Genomic DNA, 19,562 nt, shown 5'->3' with positions numbered 1-19,562 from the left:
GGAATTCGGGGGGCACACAGCGTGTTAACCGTTCGGGAAACGGCGACCGCGCCGGTCGGGAACCGGCGACCGATTTATTCGCTCGCCCGACGAAGCGCCGCGTATGTACGACGATGTCCTCCTGCCCACCGACGGAAGCGTCGGCGTCGACCGCGCGACCGACCACGCGATCGACGCCGCCGAGCGCTACGACGCGACGCTCCACGTGCTCTACGTCGTCGACAGCGACGTGGTGAACGCCTACTCCGGCGACGAGTTCGTCGACGGCGCCGAGGGCGCCGAGGAGACGCTCGAAGAGACCGGACGCGAGGCGCTCGACGCGGTGGCGACACGCGCCCGTGAGGCCGGCGTGGAGGCGGTCACCGCCCTGCGGTACGGCGTCCCGCACGAGGAGATCCTCCGGTACGTCGACGAGGCGGACGTCGACCTCACGGTGATGGGGTCGAAGACGCGCTCCGGCGACTACCGCCGGATGCTCGGCTCCGTCACCGAGCGCGTCTCCCGGCAGTCCCCCGCCCCGGTGAGCATCGTGAAGACGACCGTCGACGCCTGAGTCCCCGCGACAGTCACAGATAGCTCCGCGCGTCCCTCGCGACCGCCTCCAGCGCCGCCTCCGCGGCGTCGACCCGGTCCGCGAGGCTACAGAACCCGTGCGCCATCGCCGGGTAGTGGCGGTGTTCGACCGAGGTTCCCTCGTCCTCGAACCGCTCCGCGAGCGCGACGCCGTCGTCGCGCAGGGGGTCGAACCCGGCGGTGACGACCGTCGCGGGCGGCAGGTCACCCAGGTCGGTCGCCCGGAGCGGCACCGCGTAGGGGTTCGCGGCGTCGACCGGACTGCGGAGGTACCGGTCGTAGAACCACCGCATGTCCCCCCGAGTGAGCAGGGGGCCGTCGGCGTTCTCCCGGTAGGAGTCCGTCTCGAAGTCGCGGCCGGCGATCGGATAGAGGAGCAACTGGCCGGCGGGGGTCGGTAGGGAATCGAACTCCCGGGCACGGAGCGCGGTCGCGACCGCGAGCGCGCCGCCGGCGCTGGTCCCCGACACGCCGATCCGGTCGGCGTCGACGCCGAGCGCGCCCGCGGTTTCCGCGACCCACGCGACCGCCGCGGCCGCCTCGTCGACCGCGACCGGGAACGGGTGTTCGGGGGCGAGTCGGTAGTCGACTGAGACCACGACCGCGTCGGCGCGGACCGCGAGTTCGCGGCAGATCCCGTCGACCGAGTCGAGCGTGCCGAGCGTCCACCCGCCGCCGTGGAAGTGGACGAGGACGCGAGGCTCCGCCGAGTCTTCAACGATGCCCTCGGGACGATAGGTCCGGACCGGTACCTCGCCGTGGGGCCCGTCGAACGCGAGGTCGCGGACGTCAGCCACGGGCGGCTCGGGCGGACCGGAGAACAGCTCGTCCTCTAAGCGTCGGGCGGCCGCGACGGAGAGGTCGCTCCACGCGGGCGGTCCCAGCGACTCGATCTCGTCGATCGCCGCGGCGAGGTCCGGGTCGAGTTCGGCCGCGCGCATGGCGGACCAAGGCGGTGGGACTTTGTAAGTCGGTCGGCAATTCCGGGCGATGGACGTCCGGTTGACCTACGAGGACGGGACGATCCGGGTCGACGCGGACGCCGACCTCGCGCCCGACGCGCTCCCGCCGCTCCCGGGCGTCGAGACGGACCCGCGTTCCGGGACGAGCCGCGCGCCCGCGTACCGCTACGCCGAACTCCGTCGCGCGCTCCGGGTGGCCGGGATCGGCGTCGAGGACCGGGTGCTCGACGCGAGCGACCGCGCCGCCGAGGCGGCCGGGCTGCCGGACGCGCTCGCCACCGACTACGAGCTCCGCGAGTACCAGCGCGAGGCGCTCGACGCGTGGCGCGACGCCGGCGAGCGGGGGGTGATCGAGCTCCCGACCGGCGCCGGCAAGACCGTGATCGCGATCCGCGCGATGGTCGAGGTGGGCGTCCCGACGCTCGTCGTCGTCCCCACGGTGGACCTGCTCGACCAGTGGCAGCGCGAACTGGAGCGCGAGTTCGACCTCCCGATCGGCCGGTTCGGCGGCGGCGAGCAGCGCCGGGAGGCGATCACGGTGTCGACGTACGACTCGGCGTACCTGAAGGCCGACGGCGTGGGCGACGCCTTCGGGTTCGTCGTCTTCGACGAGGTCCACCACCTCGGCGGCGAGGGCTACCGCGACGCCGCCCGACTGCTCGCGGCGCCCGCGCGGCTCGGCCTCACCGCCACCTTCGAGCGTCCGGACGGCGCCCACGAGGCGGTCGCGGAGCTGGTGGGCGACCGCGTCTACGCGCTCGACGTCGACGACCTCGCGGGCGACCACCTCGCGCCCTACGACATCCGGCGGATCGAGGTGGACCTGACCGACGCGGAGCGCGAGCGCTACGAAGACAGGCAGGGCACGTTCGTCGAGTACGTGCGCGACGCGGGGATCACGTTTTCGAGCGGGAGCGACTACCAGGAACTGGTCAAGCGGTCCGGCAACGACCCGGCGGCCCGGGAGGCCCTCCTCGCGAAGCAGGACGCCCGCGAAATCATGATGAACGCCGACCGCAAGATCGACCGGCTCGCGGAGATCCTCGACCGTCACCGCGACGACCGCGTGATCGTGTTCACGGCCCACACCGACCTCGTCTACCGGCTCTCCGAGCGCTTCCTGCTGCCCGCGATCACCGCCGAGACGGGCGCGAAGGAACGCCGCGAGATCCTCGAACGCTTCCGCGACGGCACCTACGGCCGCGTCGTCGCCGCCAACGTCCTCGACGAGGGCGTCGACGTTCCCGACGCCAACGTCGCGGTCCTGCTCTCCGGGTCGGGCAGCGAGCGCGAGTTCACCCAGCGGCTCGGCCGCGTGCTTCGCCCGAAGGAGGACGGCGGGCGGGCGACCCTCTACGAGCTCGTCAGCGCCGAGACCGCCGAGGAGCGGGTGGCGAGCCGGCGGCACTGACCGGTCCCTGTGATCTCACTCGACGGCGTGGTCGCGCTCGCGACGTTCGTACTCGACGACGGACAGAGACTCGTCCAGGCGGAGCGTCAGCGCGGCGTCGGCCGTTTCGACGGTCGTCTCGACCCGGAGTGGGTCCTCCCCGACGACCCGTTCCGTGGCCTCGATCAGGGGGTCGAGCTCCCAGAGCGGCGTCTCGCGGAGGTCGATCCCCGCTTCGTGGAGCAGCGACACGACGGCCGGATGGTCGAGCACGACGCCGGTGACGAGCGAGTACGCGACGTGTCCGCACAGTTCACAGGAGAACGTGACGCTCCAGTCCTCGTGTAACTGCCCGTCGTCGTCGCGGTGGAACTCCGCCTCCAACGGACCGCTACAGTACAGACAGAAACCGCGGTTCAGCCGCTGAATCTTGGTCAGAAGGTGCTTTCCCAGCAGGGTTTCGAGCTCGTCGGAGTCGGCCGCCGCGACCAGCGCCGGCGGCGCGTGCATGTCGGCCTCGTGGTGTCCGCAGTCGCGACACTCGACGTGCATCTGCCCGCCCTCGTACCGCAGGGAGATGGGTCCGCCGCACTCGGGGCAGTCTCGGACCGGGCGCGGATCGACCGCGGTCTCCATGTCGGTCAACGCCCCCGAGAACGCCGCGCCCACGACCCGCCGACCCGCGGCCGTCAGCTGGTACTCGCCGTCGGCCTTGCGGACGAACTGCGGGGTGAGCTGGTCGAGGTGGTAGTTGAACTGCCCCGAATCGCTGATCCCGGAGGCCTCGCGGAGGTCGGCGAACGAGGCCGACCGCTCGCCGGTCCCGGTCGTCAGGTCCCACAGCGCTCGCAGGACGGCGAAGCGCGTCTCGCTGGCGACCAGACTGAACGCCTCGTTGGGGTCGACGGATCGGCCGCTCCCCTCGCTCATAGCCGCTCATTCGCGTCGGTTCCTATCAGCGTTTGGGGATCACGGGGTCGCGATACCGGTATCCACGGAGTCTCTCCCCGGGTCCGGCGGCGAGCCGTGCGCGGGCGAGGCCGGCCGGGTCAGTCGTCGCCGTCGACGTCGAGCGAGCGCTTCTCGCCGAGCTCCTGTTCGAGGCTGCCGCGCTCCCAGCTGCGGACCGCATCGCCCTCGACCTCGGCGCGGAGCTTCTCTTCGAGGAGGTTCACGGCGACGCTGTTGGCGCCCTCCGGGATGATCACGTCGGCGTGCTTCTTCGACGGCTCGATGAACTGCTCGTGCATCGGCTTCACCGTCGAGAGGTACTGGTCGATGACGCCCTCCAGGTCGCGCCCGCGCTCGATGACGTCGCGCCGAATCCGCCGCAGGATCCGCACGTCGGCGTCCGTCTCGACGAACAGCCGGAGGTCCATCATGTCGTTTATCTCCTCGTCGTACAGCGCCAGGATTCCCTCCAACACGATCACGTCGGTCGGCTCGACGGTGACGCGCTCGTCCTTCCGGTTGTGGATCTCGAAGTCGTACTGCGGCATCTCGACGGACTGTCCCTCCAAGAGGGCCTCGAGGTGTTCCCTGAGCAGGTCCCACTCGAACGCCGAGGGGTGGTCGTAGTTGACCTCCTGGCGCTCCTCGAACGCGAGGTGCGAGAGGTCCTCGTAGTAGTTGTCGAGCGGGATCCGGGTGACGCTGTCGCCGAGGTCGCGGGTGACGAGTCGAGAGACCGTCGTCTTCCCGGCGCCCGTCCCCCCCGCGATCCCGATCACGAACGAGGGAATGACCATACCGACGTTCGAACGTCGGAGGGTTTGAACGCTCCCTTTTTGTCCTCGCGCGTGGTTCTCGCCACCGCCGAGCACAGGGCGTCTCTCGCCCGAGCGTGCGAACCGATCGCATGCGTACGGCCGGCGCGAATAAAACGCTACCGGGGGCACCTTTTAGCCGGTCGGAGCGGATCCGAGTCATATGCGAACAGACACCACGGTCCGTGACGTGATGCACCGCGAGTTCCTCGGCGTCAGCGAGTCGGACTCGCTCCCGGAAGCGGCCGCGCTGCTGGTCGACGAGGAGACGAACTGCCTGGTCGTCGTGCGCGGCGGCGAACCGGTCGGACGGCTGGAGGCCCGCGACGCGCTCGACGCGCTGCTGGACGCGACCGCCGTCGGCGGCGGAGCGGACGGGGCCGCGGACCCCGCCGACCGCACCGTTGCCGACGCGATGGGCCCGCCGCTGCCGGCGGTGTCGCCGGACGACTCGCTGGCGTCGGTCGAGGAGCGCCTCGTCGCGGAGGGCGCCGACCGAGTGGTCGCCGTCGACGAGGGAGAGGCGGTCGGCGTCGTCACGGACGGCGACGTGCTCGCCGCCGGCGCTCCGCGAACGGGGACCGGGACCGACGGCTTCGGCGAGGAGACCGCGACCGGCGACCCCCGGCCGGACGGAACGGTGCCCTCGGCGACCGTCGCGGACTCCGACGCGGAGCGTGGCGCCGGAGCGTCGATAGAGCCGGAGGCGGTAGCGGGCCGCGACGGGACCGCGTCGCGCGGCGGGGCCCCCGACACCGACGGCTCCGAGGCGGTCGCGGGAGCGTCGATCGGGGCCTCCACGCAGGGCGTCTGCGAGAACTGCGGCGCGCTCGTCCCCGACCTCGTCACCGCGAACGGGCAGGCCGTCTGTCCGAACTGTCGCGAGATCTGAGTCGCTGACCCGACGCTCGACGCGCCGACGGCGCGGTCGATTCCCCGGGCGGCAGCCTCAACACGCCGCGAGCCGAAGCCGAACGTATGGCCGAGACGGACGCCCGAATCGAACCGGCGACCGCCGACGACGTCGACGCCGTCACCGACATGTGGGTGGCGCTCGCGGCGAGCCAGCGCGAGTACGGCGCCACGCTCCGCGCCGAGGCGAACCGCGCGACGGTCCGCGAGTGGGTCGCGGGGTCGGTCGTCACGGGCGACCTGCTCGTCGCTCGGGACTCGAAACCGGACGGGTCCGCCGTCGTCGGCTTCGTCGGCTTCTCGCTCGAACGCGGGGACTACGAGCGCGACGCCGTCCGCGGCACCGTCAGCAACCTCTTCGTGGTGCCGGAGCGACGCGGCGAGGGGGTCGGCGCGGCGCTGCTCGACGCGGCCGAGCGCGCGCTCGACGAGATGGGCGCCGAGCGAGTGGCGCTGGAGGCGCTCGCCGACAACGACCGCGCCCGAGCGTTCTACGCGGACCGCGGCTACGACCCCCACCGCGTCGAACTGGCGAAGTCGCTGGGAGACGAGGGCGGTGACGCCGACGACTCGGGCGACGAGAGCGACGACGCCGAGGGCGGCGACGGCCGCGACGAGGACGCCGAATCCGCGGTCGAAAGCGACTGACGCCGGCCGGGTTCGCGGAAAGCGACACGCACTCATAGGAGGACCGAGTACGGCCGCACGCGCCAGGGGAGCATGGGTGGGTCATGCACTCGACTTGTAATCGAGACTTCCGGGGTTCAAATCCCTGCCCTGGCTTCGAACGGCGTGGTCGCCCCGCTCCACGACTCCTTCCGCGGAAATTTCTTAAGTACCCGCGACGCGCACGTCGGGTATGGACCCGTCGGACCGCGCGCTGCTCGGCGTGGCCGGAATCGTCGGCGCACTCGTGGCGGCGATCGCGTTCGCCGCCGGCGCGCTCTTCGGCTTCGATGGGTCGGTCACACGGCCGCTCCGCCTCCTCGCCGTCGAACCGCTTACCTGGATCGTGATCGCCGCGCTGCTCGTCGCGGTCGTCGGTAACGCCTACATCGAGTGACGACGAGCGCGGCGCCCCGCGTGACTCCCCGCCGCGTGACTGCCTGCTGATGTCGGTGTCGGACGCCTCGCGGACGCGTGTCGGTCGAGGGTCGCGTCTCAGCCGTCGACGTCTTCGATCGCCCGGACGAGCGCGTCGAGCGCGCGCTCGGCCGCGGATCGCTTCACCGCGTCGCGGTCGCCGTCGAGGACCGCCCGCTCGGTGCGAACGAACGACGCCTCGGTGCCCCACGGGGCGGCGTACGCGACGCCGACGTAGACGAGTCCGACCGGCTTCTCGTCGGTCCCGCCCGTCGGCCCCGCGATACCGGTCGTCGCGACCGCCCAGTCCGCGTTCGCTCGGTCGCGCGCGCCGGCCGCCATCTCGCTGACGACCGGGTCGCTCACGGCGCCGCTCGCGTCGAGCGACTCGCGGGAGACCCCGAGTAGTTCGCGCTTGGCGTCGTACGAGTAGGTCACGAATCCGCGGTCGAAGTAGTCGCTCGCGCCCGGCACGTCGGTCACCCGCGACCCGACCAGTCCGCCCGTGAGCGACTCCGCGGTCGCCAGCGTCTCGTCGCGGTCGCCGAGGATCGCGTTCAGGCGTTCGGCGGGATCCGTCGCGTCCTCCATACCCCCGTTCCGAGCGAGGCGCCCCTGAGGTTTACGCCCTGGCGCGCCGAAGGGCGACCGTGACCGACACCGACTGGGACGAGCGCTTCGCGTCGGGCGAGTACCCGCGCGCCCCCGAGCCGTCCCCCGTGCTCCGCGCGTACGAGCCGTCTTTTCCCGAGGGCCGCGCGCTCGACGTGGCCGCCGGGACCGGACGCAACGCGGTGTTCCTCGCGGACCGCGGCCGCGACGTCGACGCGCTCGACGCCTCGGCGGAGGGACTCGGTATCGTCCGCGAGCGCGCCGCGGAGCGCGGGATCGGCGGCCGGATCGAGACGATTCGGGCCGACGTGTCGACGTACGAGTTCCCGACCGAGACGTACGACGTGATCGCGATGAGCTACTTCCACACGCTCGATCGGTTCGCGGACCTCGTCGAGTCGCTCGCGCCCGGCGGGTACCTCTTCGTTGAGGGCCACCTCCGGTCGGCGGAGCCGTCCCCGTCGGGGCCGAGCGACGACCGCTACCGCTTCGCGGCGAACGAGCTGCTCCGCGCCGGGCTCGGGCTGAGCGTGCGTTACTACGACGAGACGACCACGGAGCGCCCGGGCGACCGCCGCCGCGCGACGGCTCGACTGCTCGCACGGAAGGCGACGGGCGGCCGGCAGTCGTACCCGACGCGCCCGGAGGCGCCGGACCGGTGGCCGAGTGAGGGACACGACTCGACCGACGCGGACGGGCGGGACGCGTGAGCGACGACGACTCCGGGTCGCCCGCGGCGGTCCTCCGGTCGTTCGTGTCGCGCGCGGTCGACGCCGACCCCGCGGACCTCGCCGGTCGAATCGAGGTCGTCGAGCGCGGGAGCGGGTCGGAGGCCGTCGACGCGGCCGGGGACGCCGCCGCGACTCCGGCCGGACGACTGGCCGAACTCGTCGGCAAGGCCGACAGCGTCGTCGCCGTCGTCCCGCGGTTCGACGCCGACCTCGCCCGACGGCTGAACGCGTCGCCGGCGGCCGGAGGCGACGAGACGGACGGGGAGAGCGACCAGGAGTTCCGGGCGAGCGCGCTGCGGGCGGTCCGCGTCGTGTTCACCGGGTCCGCGGCCGACCGCCTCTCCGGGGCGGCGGGGTCGATCGTCCGGCGTGCGCTCGTCGACCGCGGCGTCGACGCGTACCGTCACGAGGGGGAGTCGCCGGTGACGGTAGCCCTCGTCGACGACCGCGCGGTCGTCGGGCTGACGGACGGAGACGGGGTGGCCGCCCTCCTGTGGACGGACGACCCGTCGGTCCGCGAGTGGGCGGCCGCGACCTGTCGGCGCTACCTCGACGCCGCCGAACGGGTGACCGGCGCCTGAGCGGACCCGAATTCGGTCGGACGCGACGATCCCCCGTTCCCTTTTGAGGGTCGCCGGCGAAGGAGGCGTATGAAGGCGCTCCTGCTGTTGGTGGCCGGAATCGGGGGACTGCTCGAAGCCGTCGCGCCGCGGCGCGCCGTCGCGCTCTGGACGCGCGCGCTCTACCGGAACGCCGGCGAGGCGGAGCCGCGCGAGTGGACGTACGCGGCCGCGAAGGCCGAGGGAGCGCTGGTGGCGGCCGGCGCGCTCGTGGGCCTGTTCCGGCTCGCGACCGCGGACGACGACGCCGCGTCGGCCGCGGAGTGAGCCGATAGCCCGCCCGCGCCGCCGAGCCGACTGATCCGAACGTATATCCGACGGGTCCCGGTACGAGTTCGCATGTCGGGGCCTCCCGCGGACCACAGGTCGGAGGGCGCGTCGACGGTTCGCGTCCTCCACGTCGACGACGACCCCGCCTACCTCGATCTGACCGCGACCTACCTCGAACGGATCGACGAGGCGTTCGAGGTGACGTCCGAGACGGACGTCGACGCCGCGCTCGACGCGCTGGAGACGGGGCCGATCGACTGCGTCGTCTCGGACTACGAGATGCGCGAGACCGACGGGCTGACGCTCCTCCAGCGGGTCCGCGACCGGGGGATCGAGGTCCCCTTCGTGCTGTTCACCGGAAAGGGGAGCGAAGAGATCGCGAGCGAGGCCATCTCGGCGGGCGCGACGGATTACATCCAGAAGCGCGGCCGTAACGACCAGTACGAGGTGCTGGCGAACCGAGTGCGAAACGCCGTCGATCGGCACCGGTCGCGGGTCGCGCTGGCCGAGAGCGAGGAGCGGCTCTCGCGGTTCATCGACCAGTCGCCGCTGGGGACGATCGAGTACGACGACGCGTTCCGGATCGTCCGGGTGAACCCGGCCGCCGAGGAGATCCTCGGGTACGCCGAGTCGGAGCTGCTCGGCGGGACGTGGCTCCCGTTCGTCCCCGAGCCGGAGCGCCGTCACGTCGCTGCGCTCGAACGCGACCTGCTCTCGAACAGGGGCGGGTTCCAGAGCGTCAACGAGAACGTCCGGAGCGACGGCGAGCGGATCCGCTGCGCGTGGCACAACCAGGTCGTGACCGACGCCGACGGGGCGGTGATCGGCGTGTTCTCGCAGTTCGAAGACGTCACTGAGGCGACGGCGCGCAAACGCGAGATCGAGCGGACGAACGCCGTGTTGTCCACCGCGCTCGACGCGCTGCCGGTGGGGATGCTCGTCGAGGACGCGGACCGACGGGTCCTCCAGGTGAACGAGCGGCTGTACGAGCTGTTCGACGTCGAGGGGGACCCGGAGACCGCCGCCGGCCGCGACTGCGAGGCGCTCGCCGCCGAACTGAGCGCGTCGTTCGCTGACCCCGAGGCGTTCGTCGAGCGGATCGAAGCGGTAATCGAGGGGCGACGCCCGGTCGACGGCGAGCGGATCGCGCTCGCGAACGGAGGAACGCTTATCCTGACGTACCGACCGATCGACCTGCCGGACGGAGAGGGTCACCTGTGGGCCTACCGGCGGGCGCGTTCGACCGACTGAGCCGGGGGCCCGCGACGGCGCCGCCGACTCCCGACGGGTCGGCCGCCCCCGGGGGTCGGCTCAGTCGTTCGCGGAGTCGGCCTCGGCGCTCTCGAAGGGTCGCTCCCCCTCGGGGCGGTCGCCGGTCAGGAGGACGTGGCAGTCGCGACAGCGAGCCTCGTAGGACTCCTCGGCGCCGACGAGGATCGTCGGGTCGTCGACGTGAGCCGGCTCGCCCTCGATGAGCCGCTGGTTCCGCGAGGCGGGCTCGCCGCAGACCGAACAGATGGCCTGGAGCTTGTCGACGTACTCGGCGGTCGCCATGAGCTGCGGGAGCGGCTCGAACGGATCGCCGCGGAACGTCTGGTCGGTGCCCGAGACGATCACGCGGCTGCCGCGGTCCGCGAGGGCGTTACAGACCTCGATGAGGGCGTCCGAGAAGAAGTTCGCCTCGTCGATGGCGACGACCTCGGCCGGGTCGTCGTCGAGGATCTCGAGGGGGCCGTCGCCCTCGTTGTCGACGACGGTCGCCTCCCACTGCCGCCCGGCGTGGCTCCCGATGGTCGCCTCGCCGTAGCGGTCGTCGATCGCGGGCGTGTAGACGGCGACCGACTGGCCGGCGATCTCCGAGCGCCGGAGCCGGCGGAGGAGCTCCTCCGTCTTGCCCGAGAACATCGACCCGGAAATGACCTCGATCCACCCGGATCGAGTGATGGCGTGCATACCGTATCGGGCCGGAGCCAGCGACTAAACCGTTTCTCTCCCGGGGCACGACGGGCGCGATGTCGAGCCCGCCGGCGCCGCGTCAGATCCCGGTCGCGACCGCGACGACGACCGCGGCGACGACGACGTACGCCGCCGCGGACGCGGCCCAGTCGCGCCGTATCGGGCCGAGCCGCTGGCGCGGGAGTCCGGACGCGCGCGGCAGCGGGACGAGCGCGAAGAAGCCGACCATCAGCGCGAACAGCGCGACGCCGGCGACGGCGACCGTGACGGCGGTCCCGGCCCCGAGGACCCGCCCGGTCGCTGCGACGAGGCCGACGAACAGCAGCCCCGAGCCGCCGCCGGCGACGTAGTGGACCCACGTCGCCAGCCGCTCGGGCGCGTCGTCGACGGGCGTCTCGGTGAGCACGCCGGCGGCCACCTTCGGCGCGGTCGTTCCCTCCGGGAGCCGGGCCATCACCACGTCCATCGCGAGCGTCGCGACGAGTCCGACGACCGGCCCCAACGCGAGGCCGGCGAGCAGCGAGAGCGTCGTCATAGGGAGGGACACGGGCGGGAGCCGTTTCACTCCGTCGGCGGGGGAGCCCCCGCCCGGAGACGCCGGACCGGCCGGGCGTCAGCCGTCGCGGGGGACGACGGGCTCGCCGCCGATCACGACCCGCGAGACGTCGGCGTGGCCGGCGCGCCTGACGACCGCGCGGACGAGGTCGCGCGCGCCGGCGAGGTTGTCGGAGTCGCCGTCGAGGACGAGCAGGTCGGCGTCGGCCCCCTTCCGCACCACGCCGCGGTTCAGCCCGGCGATTTCGGCCCCGTTGACCGTCGCCATCCGCAGGATCTCTCGGGCCGGGAGGTCGGAGAGCTTCGCCGCGAACTCCATCTCGCGGAACATCGACGGCGAGTCGGTCATCACGTTGTCGGTGCCGAGCGCGACGGTCGTCCGCTCGGTCAGCCGGCGGACCGGAGGCACGCCGACGTTCGTCACGAGGTTCGAACGCGGGCAGACGACGACGGGCGTGCCGCGGTCTTCGAGCCGTTCGAGGTGGATCCCCTCCGCGTGGACCATGTGGACGAGGAAGTCCGGCTCTAAGTCCATCGCGGGATTGATGTCGGCGGCGTCGCGCTCGCCCGCGTGGATCCCGAAGGGCTTGTCGGCGTCGCGCGCCGCCGCCCGGACCGCGCCGAAGTCGGCGTCGCGCGCGCCGGAGGCGCCGTACCCGTCGGCGACCGAGAGCACGTCGGGGTCGTCGCGGCCGAAGACGACCGACTCGATCGCGCGTTCGCCGAACGCGACCCCCTCGCCCGCGAGCGCGTCGCGGAGCGCGGCGACGCCCTCGACGCCGCCCTCGCGGAACTCCAGGAAAGTGCCCGTCCCCGTCGCCTCCATGAACCGCAGCGTGCGCGCCATCGCGGCCACCTTCTCCTCGCGGTCCGCGTCCCGGAGGAGGCGGTGTTTCAGCCCGTCCGGCGGCGCGACGAGCTCGTCGAGCGAGAGCCCCTCGCCCGCCTCCTTGGCGATCGAGTCGCCGATGTGGGTGTGCGCGTTGACGAACGCCGGGAGGATCACCGCGTCGCTCTCGACCCCCGTCTCTTCGATCCGGACGATCTCGCCGTCCGCGACGACGACCCGGCCCTCGACCGGCTCGAAGTCGGGACCGACCAGAACCGTCCCCTCGAGATGCATGCCGATGGCTCGCCAGCGCGGGGTTAAAACGTCACGGGAAGGGGCCGGTGGAGCGCCGCGGAGTTCGCTACTCGAACTCGTCGAGCGTCGTCGGCATCGCCTTCCGGGCCTCGCTGACGAGCCCGTCGGGGTCGAGTCCGAGCACGTCGGCGGCGGCGCGCCCGACTCGCTCGGTCGCGGGCGCCGGGGCGTACACGCCGAGGCGCCACTGGTCTCGCTGGGCGGTCCGGAGCGCCGAGACGAGCGGGGACTGTCGCTCCAGGCGCCGTATCTCGCCGTTGACGGTGACGCGTGCCGTCGACTCGCGCATCGTCGGTTCGGCCGGCACGTCGAGGATCACGTGGTCGCGGGCGACGCCCGCCTCCGCCGCTATCTCGCGTTCGAGCGCCGTCTCGGCCGCGTGGTCCGCCTCGTGGACGCGCTCGGGGACGTCGTCGTACTCGGCCCACACCGCCAGCTTGTAGAGGTCGCGCTGGTCGTAGCGGCGGGAGAGCTCGGCGGTCGCCCGGCAGTCGCGGATCGCGGCCAGGAAGTCGTGGTCGTCCATCCGGCGGAGGTCGGCGGCCGTCGTCGCGGTCGCGTCGAGCAGCTCGCTCGCGGCCCGACGCAGCATCGCCTTCGAGATGCGCGCGACGTGGTGGGTGTAGACGACCGGGTTCATTAGCGCGCGCGCGAGCAGCAGGCTCTCGGCGGTCTGGACGTTCCCCTCGTCCAAGACGAGCTCCGGGCCGTGGCGGCCGGTCCAGTCGTCGTCGGCAGCGTCGCGGTCCGCACCGACCCCGTCGCCGTCCGCGACCGCGTCGCGCTCGACGAACGTCAGCTCGCGGACGAACCGCTCGGTGTCGATGGTGCCGTACGGGACGCCGGTGTGGTAGGCGTCGCGCACGAGGTAGTCCATGCGGTCGACGTCGAGCTCGCCCGAGACGAGCCCGGCGTAGGGGCCCTCGCCGGCGACTACCCCGGCGATCCGGTCCGGATCGAGGTCGTGATCGCGAAGCACCTCCCCGACCGCGCCGGTCGCGAGTAACTCGTCGACGTCGTCGTGGTACTTCCCGGTTCGCCGGTGGGTGAGCGACTCGAGGTTGTGGCTGAACGGGCCGTGACCGACGTCGTGGAGCATCGCCGCGGCCTCGATACGGTCGGCGCGTTTCCCCTCGATTCCGAGGTGATCGAGCGCGCGGCTCGCGAGGTGGTAGACGCCGAGGCTGTGCTCGAACCGCGTGTGGTTCGCGGAGGGGTAGACGAGCTGGACCGTGCCGAGCTGTTTGACGTGGCGGAGCCGCTGGACGGCGGGGGTGTCGACGAGGTCCGCGGCGACACCGTCGATCTCGATGTGGTCGTGGACGGTGTCCTTGACCGTGATCATACGTCGCCTTCGGCGGCAACCGATAAAAGGCTGGGAGTGTCGACCGCGGCAGGTCGACTCCGCCGCGACCCGGTTCCGCCGACCGTGAATTCGCGGGGTGATTTATGTTCCGGCTCGCCGAAGCGCCGGGTATGTACGACGTGTTACTCGGTATCGGGCTCGACGACGAGAAGCGGGCGGTCGCACAGGCCGAGGTCGTCGCCGACCTCCCGGACGCGCCGAACGAGGTGACTGCGCACCTCTGTCACGTCTTCCAGGACAATCCGGAGGGGGCGTCGGTCCACCAGCTCGGGACCGTCCGACGCGCCCGCGAGATTCTGGAGGAGGCCGGCGTGAACTGCGTTCACTACGAGGCCAGCGGCGATCCGGGCGAGGAGCTGATCGCGGCCGCGGACGAGGTCGACGCCGACCTCATCTGCGTCTCGGGTCGCAAGCGGAGCCCGGCGGGGAAGGCCGTCTTCGGCAGCACCACGCAGACGGTCGTGTTGAACGCGGACCGCCCGGTGTTGGCGGTTCCGGGGCCGGACGGAGAGTAAGGCGGCGACGCGCGACGCTCGGTGAAAAGCCGACCGCAACGTGCGACGGTTGGTGAAAAACCGACCGCGGTGCTCAGACAGAGAGTCGCCCCGTCGCGCGCAGCCCCAAGACCTCCCGCGCCGCGCCCGCGACGGCGTCGACGCGTTCGGCGGGACAGTAGACGCCGAGCGTCCAGCGGCGGCGCTCCGCGGCCCGGAGCCCCGTCACGAGTTCCGAGGCGTCCTCCAGGCGCTGGGGGACGCCGTCGACGACGACGGCGGAGCCGGACTCCTTGAGCGCCGGACGCGAGGGGATGTCCACGAGGACCGCGTCGCGGTCGATCCCCGCCGCGTCCGCGATCTCGCGTTCGGCCGCGCGCTCCTCCGCGCGTCCGGCGTCGACCGTGCCGGCCGGCACCTCGTCGATCCCGGCCCAGACGGCGCGCTTGTAGAGGTCGCGCCGCTCGATGCGCTCGCCGAGCGCCGGGACGCGGTCCCGGAGCTCGACGAGGAGGTCGTGGTCCGCCATCCGGCGGAACGTCGCCACGTCGGTCTCCGTGCGGTCGAGGTACCGCTCGCAGGCACGCTCCAGCATCGCGCCCGCGACCCGGGAGACGTGGTGACGGTAGACGACGGCGTTCATCAGCGACCGCGCGACGAGCAGGCTCTCCGCGGTGGCGACGTTCCCCTCGTCTAAGACGAGGTCGGCGGGGGCTCCCGTCTCGTCGCCGCCGACCAGTCGGAGTTCGGTGACGAGCCGGCCGGTGTCGACCGTGCCGTACGGGACGCCGGTGTGGTGGGCGTCGCGCACGAGGTAGTCCATGCGGTCGACGTCGAGCTCGCCCGAGACGAGGGGGCCGAACGCGCCCTCGCCGTCGATGAGGCCGGCGACGCGCTCGGGGTCGAGGCCGTTGCGTTCGAGGACCTGACAGGCCTCGCGGTCCGCGTCGGTGAGGAGCCACCCCACGTCGTCGTGGTCGCGCCCGGTCGCGCGCCGGATGATCCCCTCGGTCTGGTGGCCGTACGGGCCGTGGCCGACGTCGTGGAGCATCGCCGCGGCGCGCACGTGCGCCGCGGTGTCGTCGTCGACGCCGAGGCCCTCGACCGCGCGGCCCGCGAGGTGGTAGACGCCGAGGCTGTGCTCGAACCGCGTGTGGTTCGCGGAGGGGTAGACGAGCCGGACCGTCGACAGCTGCTTGATGTGTCGCAGCCGCTGGAACGCCGGCGTGTCGACCAGCTCGGCGGCGACGTCGCCGAGCCGGACGTGGCCGTGGACGCTGTCCTTGATCGCCTTCATCGCCGGCACCGGAGGTCCCGCTCGGTCCGCGGACTGGACGCGGCGACGGGGGAGACGGCGCGGGTCACTCGTCGACGACGTCGATCCCGAACCGCTCTTCGAGCGCTCGCACGACCGACCCGCCCACGTTGGCGGTCGCGGCGCGCCCGTCCTCGACCGCGAGCAGGTCGTCCTCGTCGACCTCCAGCTCGGCGGCGACCTCCTCGATAGTCAGCCCGGCGTCCCGTCGCGCCTCGGTGACGACGTCGCCGTAGCCGGAGACGAGGTACGGGAGCCGGTCGGCCTCGTAGCTCGTTCCCTCCTCCTCCCAGCGCTTCGAGTCCCCCGTCGCGGAGTCGTACATCTTCGCCTGCTTGCGGGCGAGCTCCTTGTTCCGGCTCTCGGTCGCCTCCGAGCCGGAGCCGCCGGCACCGCCGGGGCTGCCACCGGAACTCCCGCCGCGCGACCCGCCGCCGCCGCTCGGCGCGTTGCCGGCGTCGTCGTGGGGGCGGCAGTTCGAACACACGAGCAGCTTCGCGCCGGCGACCGTCGCCTTCCGGAGGTCCGTGGTCTCGCGGCCACAGAGCTCGCACGCGTCGCCGTCGTCGCCGCCGCCGCCGCCGCCCGTCGAGTACTTCGGCATACCACGAGTAGTGGGGCCGGGTCATTAAAAAGTCGTGGAGGGCGAGGTCCGTCACCGACGGGCCGGCGACGCGGGTCGGGAGTCGTCGCTCGGGCCGGCGGTCACGGTCCGAGGTACCCCCACGCCTGGAGGCGGTCGCCGTCGCCGTCGACCCAGCGCTCGCCGATGTCGTCGCGGTAGTACAGGTTCGGCATGACCACGTCGTCGATCCGGTCGTACGCCTGCTCGCGCGCCGCGCCCATCGTCTCCCCCTTCCCGGTGACGACGATCGGCATCCCGCTCTCGCCGGCGACGCGCCACTGCCCGTCGACCTGCTTCGTGTCCTCCAGGTGGATTCCCTCGCGGTCGTCGGTCTGGAAGACGACCGCCGCGTTCCGCGAGTTCTCGTCGTACGTCTTCTCGTCGTCGAACGGGAACGGCGGCAGGACGACCCGCACGGCGATCTGGTAGCCGCCGTGGAGGTCCGGCTCGGGCTTGTCCCCATGCGCGAGGTCGTAGAAGAACTCGGCCGTCGACGACTCGATCGACTCCTCCTGGAGGGCGATGGTCGGGTAGCCGAACCGCGGCGTGAACTCCAGCGGGTAGATGCCGGTCTCGTTGACGATACAGTTGATGTCGATGCTCCCGACGTACCCCTCGTCGGCGAGCCACCCCTCGATCTTGCCGAACGTCTCCTGGAACAGCCTGTTCTTTCCCGCCCAGAACATCGAGGTCCCCATCTCTCCGGTCGACGGGCCGATGTTCCCCGGGAACAGCTTCTTGTGCTCGAAGTTGAAGTTCACCCGATCGACGAACTCGTTCCCGTCGAAGAAGCCGCAGACCGCGACCTCGACGCCCTCGACTTTCCGCTGGAGCTGGAAGCCCTTCATCCGGTGGCCCCACGCCTTCTCGTACGCCCGAAGCACGTCGACCACGTCGCTGCCGTCGTCCTCGTTGCCGACGTACAGCAGGCGCTTGACGTTCTGGACCTCCCCGAGCGGCTTGATCACGTACGGCGCGGGGTTCTCCCGGACGTGCCGGATGCCGGCGTCGAACTCGTGGAAGACGTGGTGTTCGACCGTGTTGACGCCGTGCGCTTCGAGGACCTCCATCGCGTAGCCGCGGTCCTCCTCGAGCCGGTCGGTGTTCGGCGTCCCGCCGACGACCGCGTGCCCGTCCTCGCGGAGCTCCCGTGCGAGTTCACCGGTGCCGACATCCGATCCGACTCGCGGGGTGTCACCCCGCTCGTTCGTTCCGGGACCCTCCCGCTGGTCGGGTCCCGTGACCCAGATGTCGTCGAAGATTATCACGTCGGCCCAGTCGACCTCGGCGCGCCAGTCGTCCGTCTTCGGGACGAACCCGTCGCCGATCTCTTGGTCGCTTTCGGCCTCGATGTAGTACTTCACGTCGTGGCCCTCGCGGCGGACCTGCCACGCCAGGTCCGTGATGAGCGCCGCGTCGGCCGAGACGAAGAGGAAGTTCGCGGTGTCCATACGACGCCGTCGCCCGGAAGGGACTTGAGTGTGCGTGCCGGCGCGGGCTCCCCGCCGCGGAGTCGCCGACCGGCCGGGTCAGTCGCCCGCTCGCGCGCCGACCACGTCGGCGTCCGTGGGGTTCGCCCCGCCGTACTCGACGACGAGTTCGTCCAGCCGATCGGGCTCGTCGGCGTGTGCGAGCGGTTCGGCCGCGGTCTCGCAGGCGGCGTCGACCCCCAGCCGGTCGCAGACGCGGTCGACGGTCGTCTCGGCCATCTGGCGGTAGGTAGTCAGCTTCCCGCCCACGACGCTGTAGAGGCCGGCGGCGCCGTCGCGCTCGTGGTCGAGCAGCGTGAACCCGCGGGAGATCCCGCGGCGCTCCTCTCCGGCCTCGTCCGGCGCGTAGAGGGGGCGGACGCCCCACCAGGTCCGGACGGTCGGCGCGTCGGCGACCGCGGGGAGCATCGCGGCGCACTCCTCGACGGAGCGCTCGACTTCCCAGTCGGCGGTCTCGTAGTCGTCCGGGTCCGAGACGGGGACGCTCGTCGTGCCGAGCACGACCTCGCCGTCGTGGGGGACGACGATGTCGCCGTCGTCCGGGTCGCGACACCGGTTCAACACCGGGCCGAGCCCGTCGTACTCCACCGAGACCATCACGCCCCGGCTCGGCGCCATCCCGACTTCGACGCCCGCCATCTCGGCGATCGAGTCCGCCCACGCGCCGGTGGCGTTGACGACGACCTCGGGCGAGAGCGTCCCGTCGACGTCGCCGCCCACCCGGACCGACTCGACCGCGCCGTCGCGGACGGTCACGTCCTCGACGGGCGCGTGCGGGCGGACGGTCGCCCCGCGGCGCTCGGCGTCAGCGGCGTTTGCGGCGACCAGCCGCGAGGGGTAGATGACGCCGTCCGGGACCCGAAACGCCGCCGCCACGTCGTCCGCGAGCCCCGGCACCGCCTCCCGGGCGGCGTCTGCGTCGAGCCGCTCCGTCTCGATGCCGATCGCCTCGCAGGCGGCGACCTTCTCCTCGAGGTACTCCGGGTCGTCGCCGGCGAGGCGGACGAAGAGTCCGCCGGTGTCGCGCACGCAGGCCCCGGCGATCGACCTGAGCGTCCGGTTCTCCGCGATACACTCGCGGGCGCCCTCGGCGTCGGCCTCCGCGTACCGGGCCCCGCTGTGGAGGAGGCCGTGGGAGCGGCCGGAGGTCCCGCTCCCGAGCCCGCCGCGGTCGACGAGCGTCGCGTCGACCCCGCGGGCGGCGAGGTCCCGAGCGATCCCGGTGCCCGTCGCGCCGCCGCCGATCACGAGGACGGTCGGGTCGTCGCTCACGCGGCGCTCACCCCGGGCGAGCCGGCGCCGCCGTCCGTCCCGATACCCCGTCGATTCGGGTCGCAGTCGAACATGTGATCGGTACGCACTCGGGCCACTTGAGGGCACCGTCGGTCCGAAGCGAAAATATGGTTTAAACCCGTCTTGACGCTATAATTCGACGCTTCCGGAGCGATTTTCAGCGCGACCCACCGGCGTCCGCGGGACAGGTGTCGACGCCGAACAGAGCGTACAGGCCGCAGGTACCGGTCGCGGCGGTCGCGAGCATCGCGAGCGCGACGACGCCCAAGACCGGTGCCGCGAGGGCCGGGAGCGGCGCGGCGTTCGCGAGGGTCGCTATCGAGGCGAGGCCGGCGACGGCGCCGACCGCGGTCCTGACGCGCTTGTCCGTCGCACCGACGTTTTGGTCCATAACATACAATACTA

The 19,562-nt window shown here is 72.1% G+C and carries 23 protein-coding genes and 1 tRNA gene; 11 read left to right on the top strand and 13 right to left on the bottom strand.

Annotation, left to right across the window (positions count from 1 at the left end):
- The first annotated feature begins 103 nt into the window (after positions 1 to 103).
- The gene (locus tag EXE42_RS08170; protein ID WP_092924061.1) at positions 104 to 553 is read left to right on the top strand and encodes a universal stress protein; all 450 of its coding nucleotides are present in this window, start codon (positions 104 to 106) and stop codon (positions 551 to 553) included.
- A 13-nt stretch (positions 554 to 566) separates the two neighbouring features.
- On the opposite strand, the gene EXE42_RS08165 is transcribed toward EXE42_RS08170, so the two are convergent.
- Positions 567 to 1,514, bottom strand: a complete 948-nt coding sequence (locus tag EXE42_RS08165) for an alpha/beta hydrolase (RefSeq protein ID WP_092924058.1) — start codon at positions 1,512 to 1,514, stop codon at positions 567 to 569.
- 49 nt (positions 1,515 to 1,563) lie between these two features.
- Here EXE42_RS08165 and EXE42_RS08160 point away from each other — a divergent pair, with 49 nt between their 5' ends.
- Positions 1,564 to 2,946: a DEAD/DEAH box helicase family protein gene (locus tag EXE42_RS08160; RefSeq protein WP_137706289.1), complete on the top strand. Its 1,383-nt coding sequence runs from the start codon at positions 1,564 to 1,566 to the stop codon at positions 2,944 to 2,946.
- 15 nt (positions 2,947 to 2,961) lie between these two features.
- On the opposite strand, the gene EXE42_RS08155 is transcribed toward EXE42_RS08160, so the two are convergent.
- A complete protein-coding gene (locus EXE42_RS08155; protein ID WP_137706288.1) occupies positions 2,962 to 3,855 on the bottom strand; it encodes an ArsR family transcriptional regulator in 894 nt (297 codons plus the stop codon).
- A 119-nt stretch (positions 3,856 to 3,974) separates the two neighbouring features.
- Entirely contained in the window at positions 3,975 to 4,673 is a 699-nt protein-coding gene (gene udk, locus EXE42_RS08150; RefSeq protein ID WP_092924049.1) for a uridine kinase, read from the bottom strand.
- A 181-nt stretch (positions 4,674 to 4,854) separates the two neighbouring features.
- Between udk and EXE42_RS08145 the strand changes: the two genes are divergently transcribed.
- From EXE42_RS08145 to EXE42_RS08130, 4 genes are all read left to right on the top strand, one after another.
- A complete protein-coding gene (locus tag EXE42_RS08145) occupies positions 4,855 to 5,583 on the top strand; it encodes an HPP family protein (RefSeq protein WP_137706287.1) in 729 nt (242 codons plus the stop codon).
- An 86-nt stretch (positions 5,584 to 5,669) separates the two neighbouring features.
- The gene (locus tag EXE42_RS08140; protein ID WP_092924043.1) at positions 5,670 to 6,251 is read left to right on the top strand and encodes an N-acetyltransferase; all 582 of its coding nucleotides are present in this window, start codon (positions 5,670 to 5,672) and stop codon (positions 6,249 to 6,251) included.
- A 61-nt stretch (positions 6,252 to 6,312) separates the two neighbouring features.
- Positions 6,313 to 6,386: transfer RNA gene (locus EXE42_RS08135), tRNA-Thr, on the top strand.
- A gap of 76 nt (positions 6,387 to 6,462) precedes the next feature.
- Complete coding sequence (locus tag EXE42_RS08130) at positions 6,463 to 6,666, top strand: hypothetical protein (RefSeq protein WP_092924040.1); 204 nt, start codon at positions 6,463 to 6,465, stop codon at positions 6,664 to 6,666.
- Between the two features lie 98 nt (positions 6,667 to 6,764).
- Here the strand turns inward: EXE42_RS08130 and EXE42_RS08125 are convergent, their stop codons facing one another.
- Positions 6,765 to 7,277, bottom strand: a complete 513-nt coding sequence (locus tag EXE42_RS08125) for a CinA family protein (protein ID WP_092924037.1) — start codon at positions 7,275 to 7,277, stop codon at positions 6,765 to 6,767.
- A gap of 59 nt (positions 7,278 to 7,336) precedes the next feature.
- Here EXE42_RS08125 and EXE42_RS08120 point away from each other — a divergent pair, with 59 nt between their 5' ends.
- From EXE42_RS08120 to EXE42_RS08105, 4 genes are all read left to right on the top strand, one after another.
- Complete coding sequence (locus tag EXE42_RS08120) at positions 7,337 to 8,008, top strand: bifunctional 2-polyprenyl-6-hydroxyphenol methylase/3-demethylubiquinol 3-O-methyltransferase UbiG (RefSeq protein ID WP_137693547.1); 672 nt, start codon at positions 7,337 to 7,339, stop codon at positions 8,006 to 8,008.
- On the top strand, positions 8,005 to 8,610 hold the full coding sequence (locus EXE42_RS08115; protein WP_137706286.1) for a hypothetical protein: 606 nt from the start codon (positions 8,005 to 8,007) through the stop codon (positions 8,608 to 8,610). Before EXE42_RS08120 ends, EXE42_RS08115 begins: the two co-directional genes overlap by 4 nt.
- Positions 8,611 to 8,679: 69 nt before the next feature.
- On the top strand, positions 8,680 to 8,916 hold the full coding sequence (locus tag EXE42_RS08110; RefSeq protein ID WP_092924027.1) for a hypothetical protein: 237 nt from the start codon (positions 8,680 to 8,682) through the stop codon (positions 8,914 to 8,916).
- Positions 8,917 to 8,988: 72 nt separating this feature from the next.
- Positions 8,989 to 10,170 (top strand): PAS domain S-box protein, encoded by a 1,182-nt coding sequence (locus EXE42_RS08105; RefSeq protein WP_137706285.1) that lies wholly within the window; start codon positions 8,989 to 8,991, stop codon positions 10,168 to 10,170.
- Positions 10,171 to 10,230: 60 nt separating this feature from the next.
- Here the strand turns inward: EXE42_RS08105 and EXE42_RS08100 are convergent, their stop codons facing one another.
- The 4 genes from EXE42_RS08100 to EXE42_RS08085 form a co-directional block, all read right to left on the bottom strand.
- Positions 10,231 to 10,872 carry a thymidine kinase gene (locus EXE42_RS08100; RefSeq protein ID WP_092924021.1) on the bottom strand — a complete coding sequence of 214 codons (642 nt, stop codon included), beginning with the start codon at positions 10,870 to 10,872 and terminating at the stop codon, positions 10,231 to 10,233.
- An 82-nt stretch (positions 10,873 to 10,954) separates the two neighbouring features.
- Positions 10,955 to 11,410 carry a hypothetical protein gene (locus EXE42_RS08095; protein WP_137706284.1) on the bottom strand — a complete coding sequence of 152 codons (456 nt, stop codon included), beginning with the start codon at positions 11,408 to 11,410 and terminating at the stop codon, positions 10,955 to 10,957.
- A 78-nt stretch (positions 11,411 to 11,488) separates the two neighbouring features.
- The gene (locus EXE42_RS08090) at positions 11,489 to 12,553 is read right to left on the bottom strand and encodes an amidohydrolase family protein (RefSeq protein ID WP_137693551.1); all 1,065 of its coding nucleotides are present in this window, start codon (positions 12,551 to 12,553) and stop codon (positions 11,489 to 11,491) included.
- Positions 12,554 to 12,620: 67 nt separating this feature from the next.
- Entirely contained in the window at positions 12,621 to 13,919 is a 1,299-nt protein-coding gene (locus EXE42_RS08085; protein ID WP_092924012.1) for an HD domain-containing protein, read from the bottom strand.
- Between the two features lie 131 nt (positions 13,920 to 14,050).
- Here EXE42_RS08085 and EXE42_RS08080 point away from each other — a divergent pair, with 131 nt between their 5' ends.
- Complete coding sequence (locus EXE42_RS08080; protein ID WP_092924009.1) at positions 14,051 to 14,455, top strand: universal stress protein; 405 nt, start codon at positions 14,051 to 14,053, stop codon at positions 14,453 to 14,455.
- A 73-nt stretch (positions 14,456 to 14,528) separates the two neighbouring features.
- On the opposite strand, the gene EXE42_RS08075 is transcribed toward EXE42_RS08080, so the two are convergent.
- The 5 genes from EXE42_RS08075 to EXE42_RS08055 all read right to left on the bottom strand — a co-directional run bounded on the left by EXE42_RS08075 (position 14,529) and on the right by EXE42_RS08055 (position 19,548).
- The gene (locus EXE42_RS08075) at positions 14,529 to 15,731 is read right to left on the bottom strand and encodes an HD domain-containing protein (RefSeq protein WP_137693552.1); all 1,203 of its coding nucleotides are present in this window, start codon (positions 15,729 to 15,731) and stop codon (positions 14,529 to 14,531) included.
- Positions 15,732 to 15,795: 64 nt separating this feature from the next.
- On the bottom strand, positions 15,796 to 16,353 hold the full coding sequence (locus EXE42_RS08070) for a transcriptional regulator (protein ID WP_092924006.1): 558 nt from the start codon (positions 16,351 to 16,353) through the stop codon (positions 15,796 to 15,798).
- Positions 16,354 to 16,454: 101 nt separating this feature from the next.
- Positions 16,455 to 17,825, bottom strand: coding sequence for a phosphoribosylamine--glycine ligase (locus EXE42_RS08065; RefSeq protein WP_137693553.1), 1,371 nt, complete (start codon positions 17,823 to 17,825; stop codon positions 16,455 to 16,457).
- Positions 17,826 to 17,903: 78 nt separating this feature from the next.
- Positions 17,904 to 19,136, bottom strand: a complete 1,233-nt coding sequence (locus EXE42_RS08060; protein WP_137706283.1) for an FAD-dependent oxidoreductase — start codon at positions 19,134 to 19,136, stop codon at positions 17,904 to 17,906.
- A 178-nt stretch (positions 19,137 to 19,314) separates the two neighbouring features.
- Positions 19,315 to 19,548, bottom strand: a complete 234-nt coding sequence (locus tag EXE42_RS08055) for a DUF2892 domain-containing protein (RefSeq protein ID WP_092923997.1) — start codon at positions 19,546 to 19,548, stop codon at positions 19,315 to 19,317.
- Positions 19,549 to 19,562: the final 14 nt, after the last annotated feature.

Source organism: Halorubrum sp. SP3, from assembly GCF_005435195.1.
GTDB classification, from domain to species: Archaea; Halobacteriota; Halobacteria; order Halobacteriales; family Haloferacaceae; genus Halorubrum; species Halorubrum sodomense.
The sequence above is the reverse complement of the archived record's forward strand: the minus strand, read 5'-3'. Positions and strand labels throughout refer to the sequence as shown.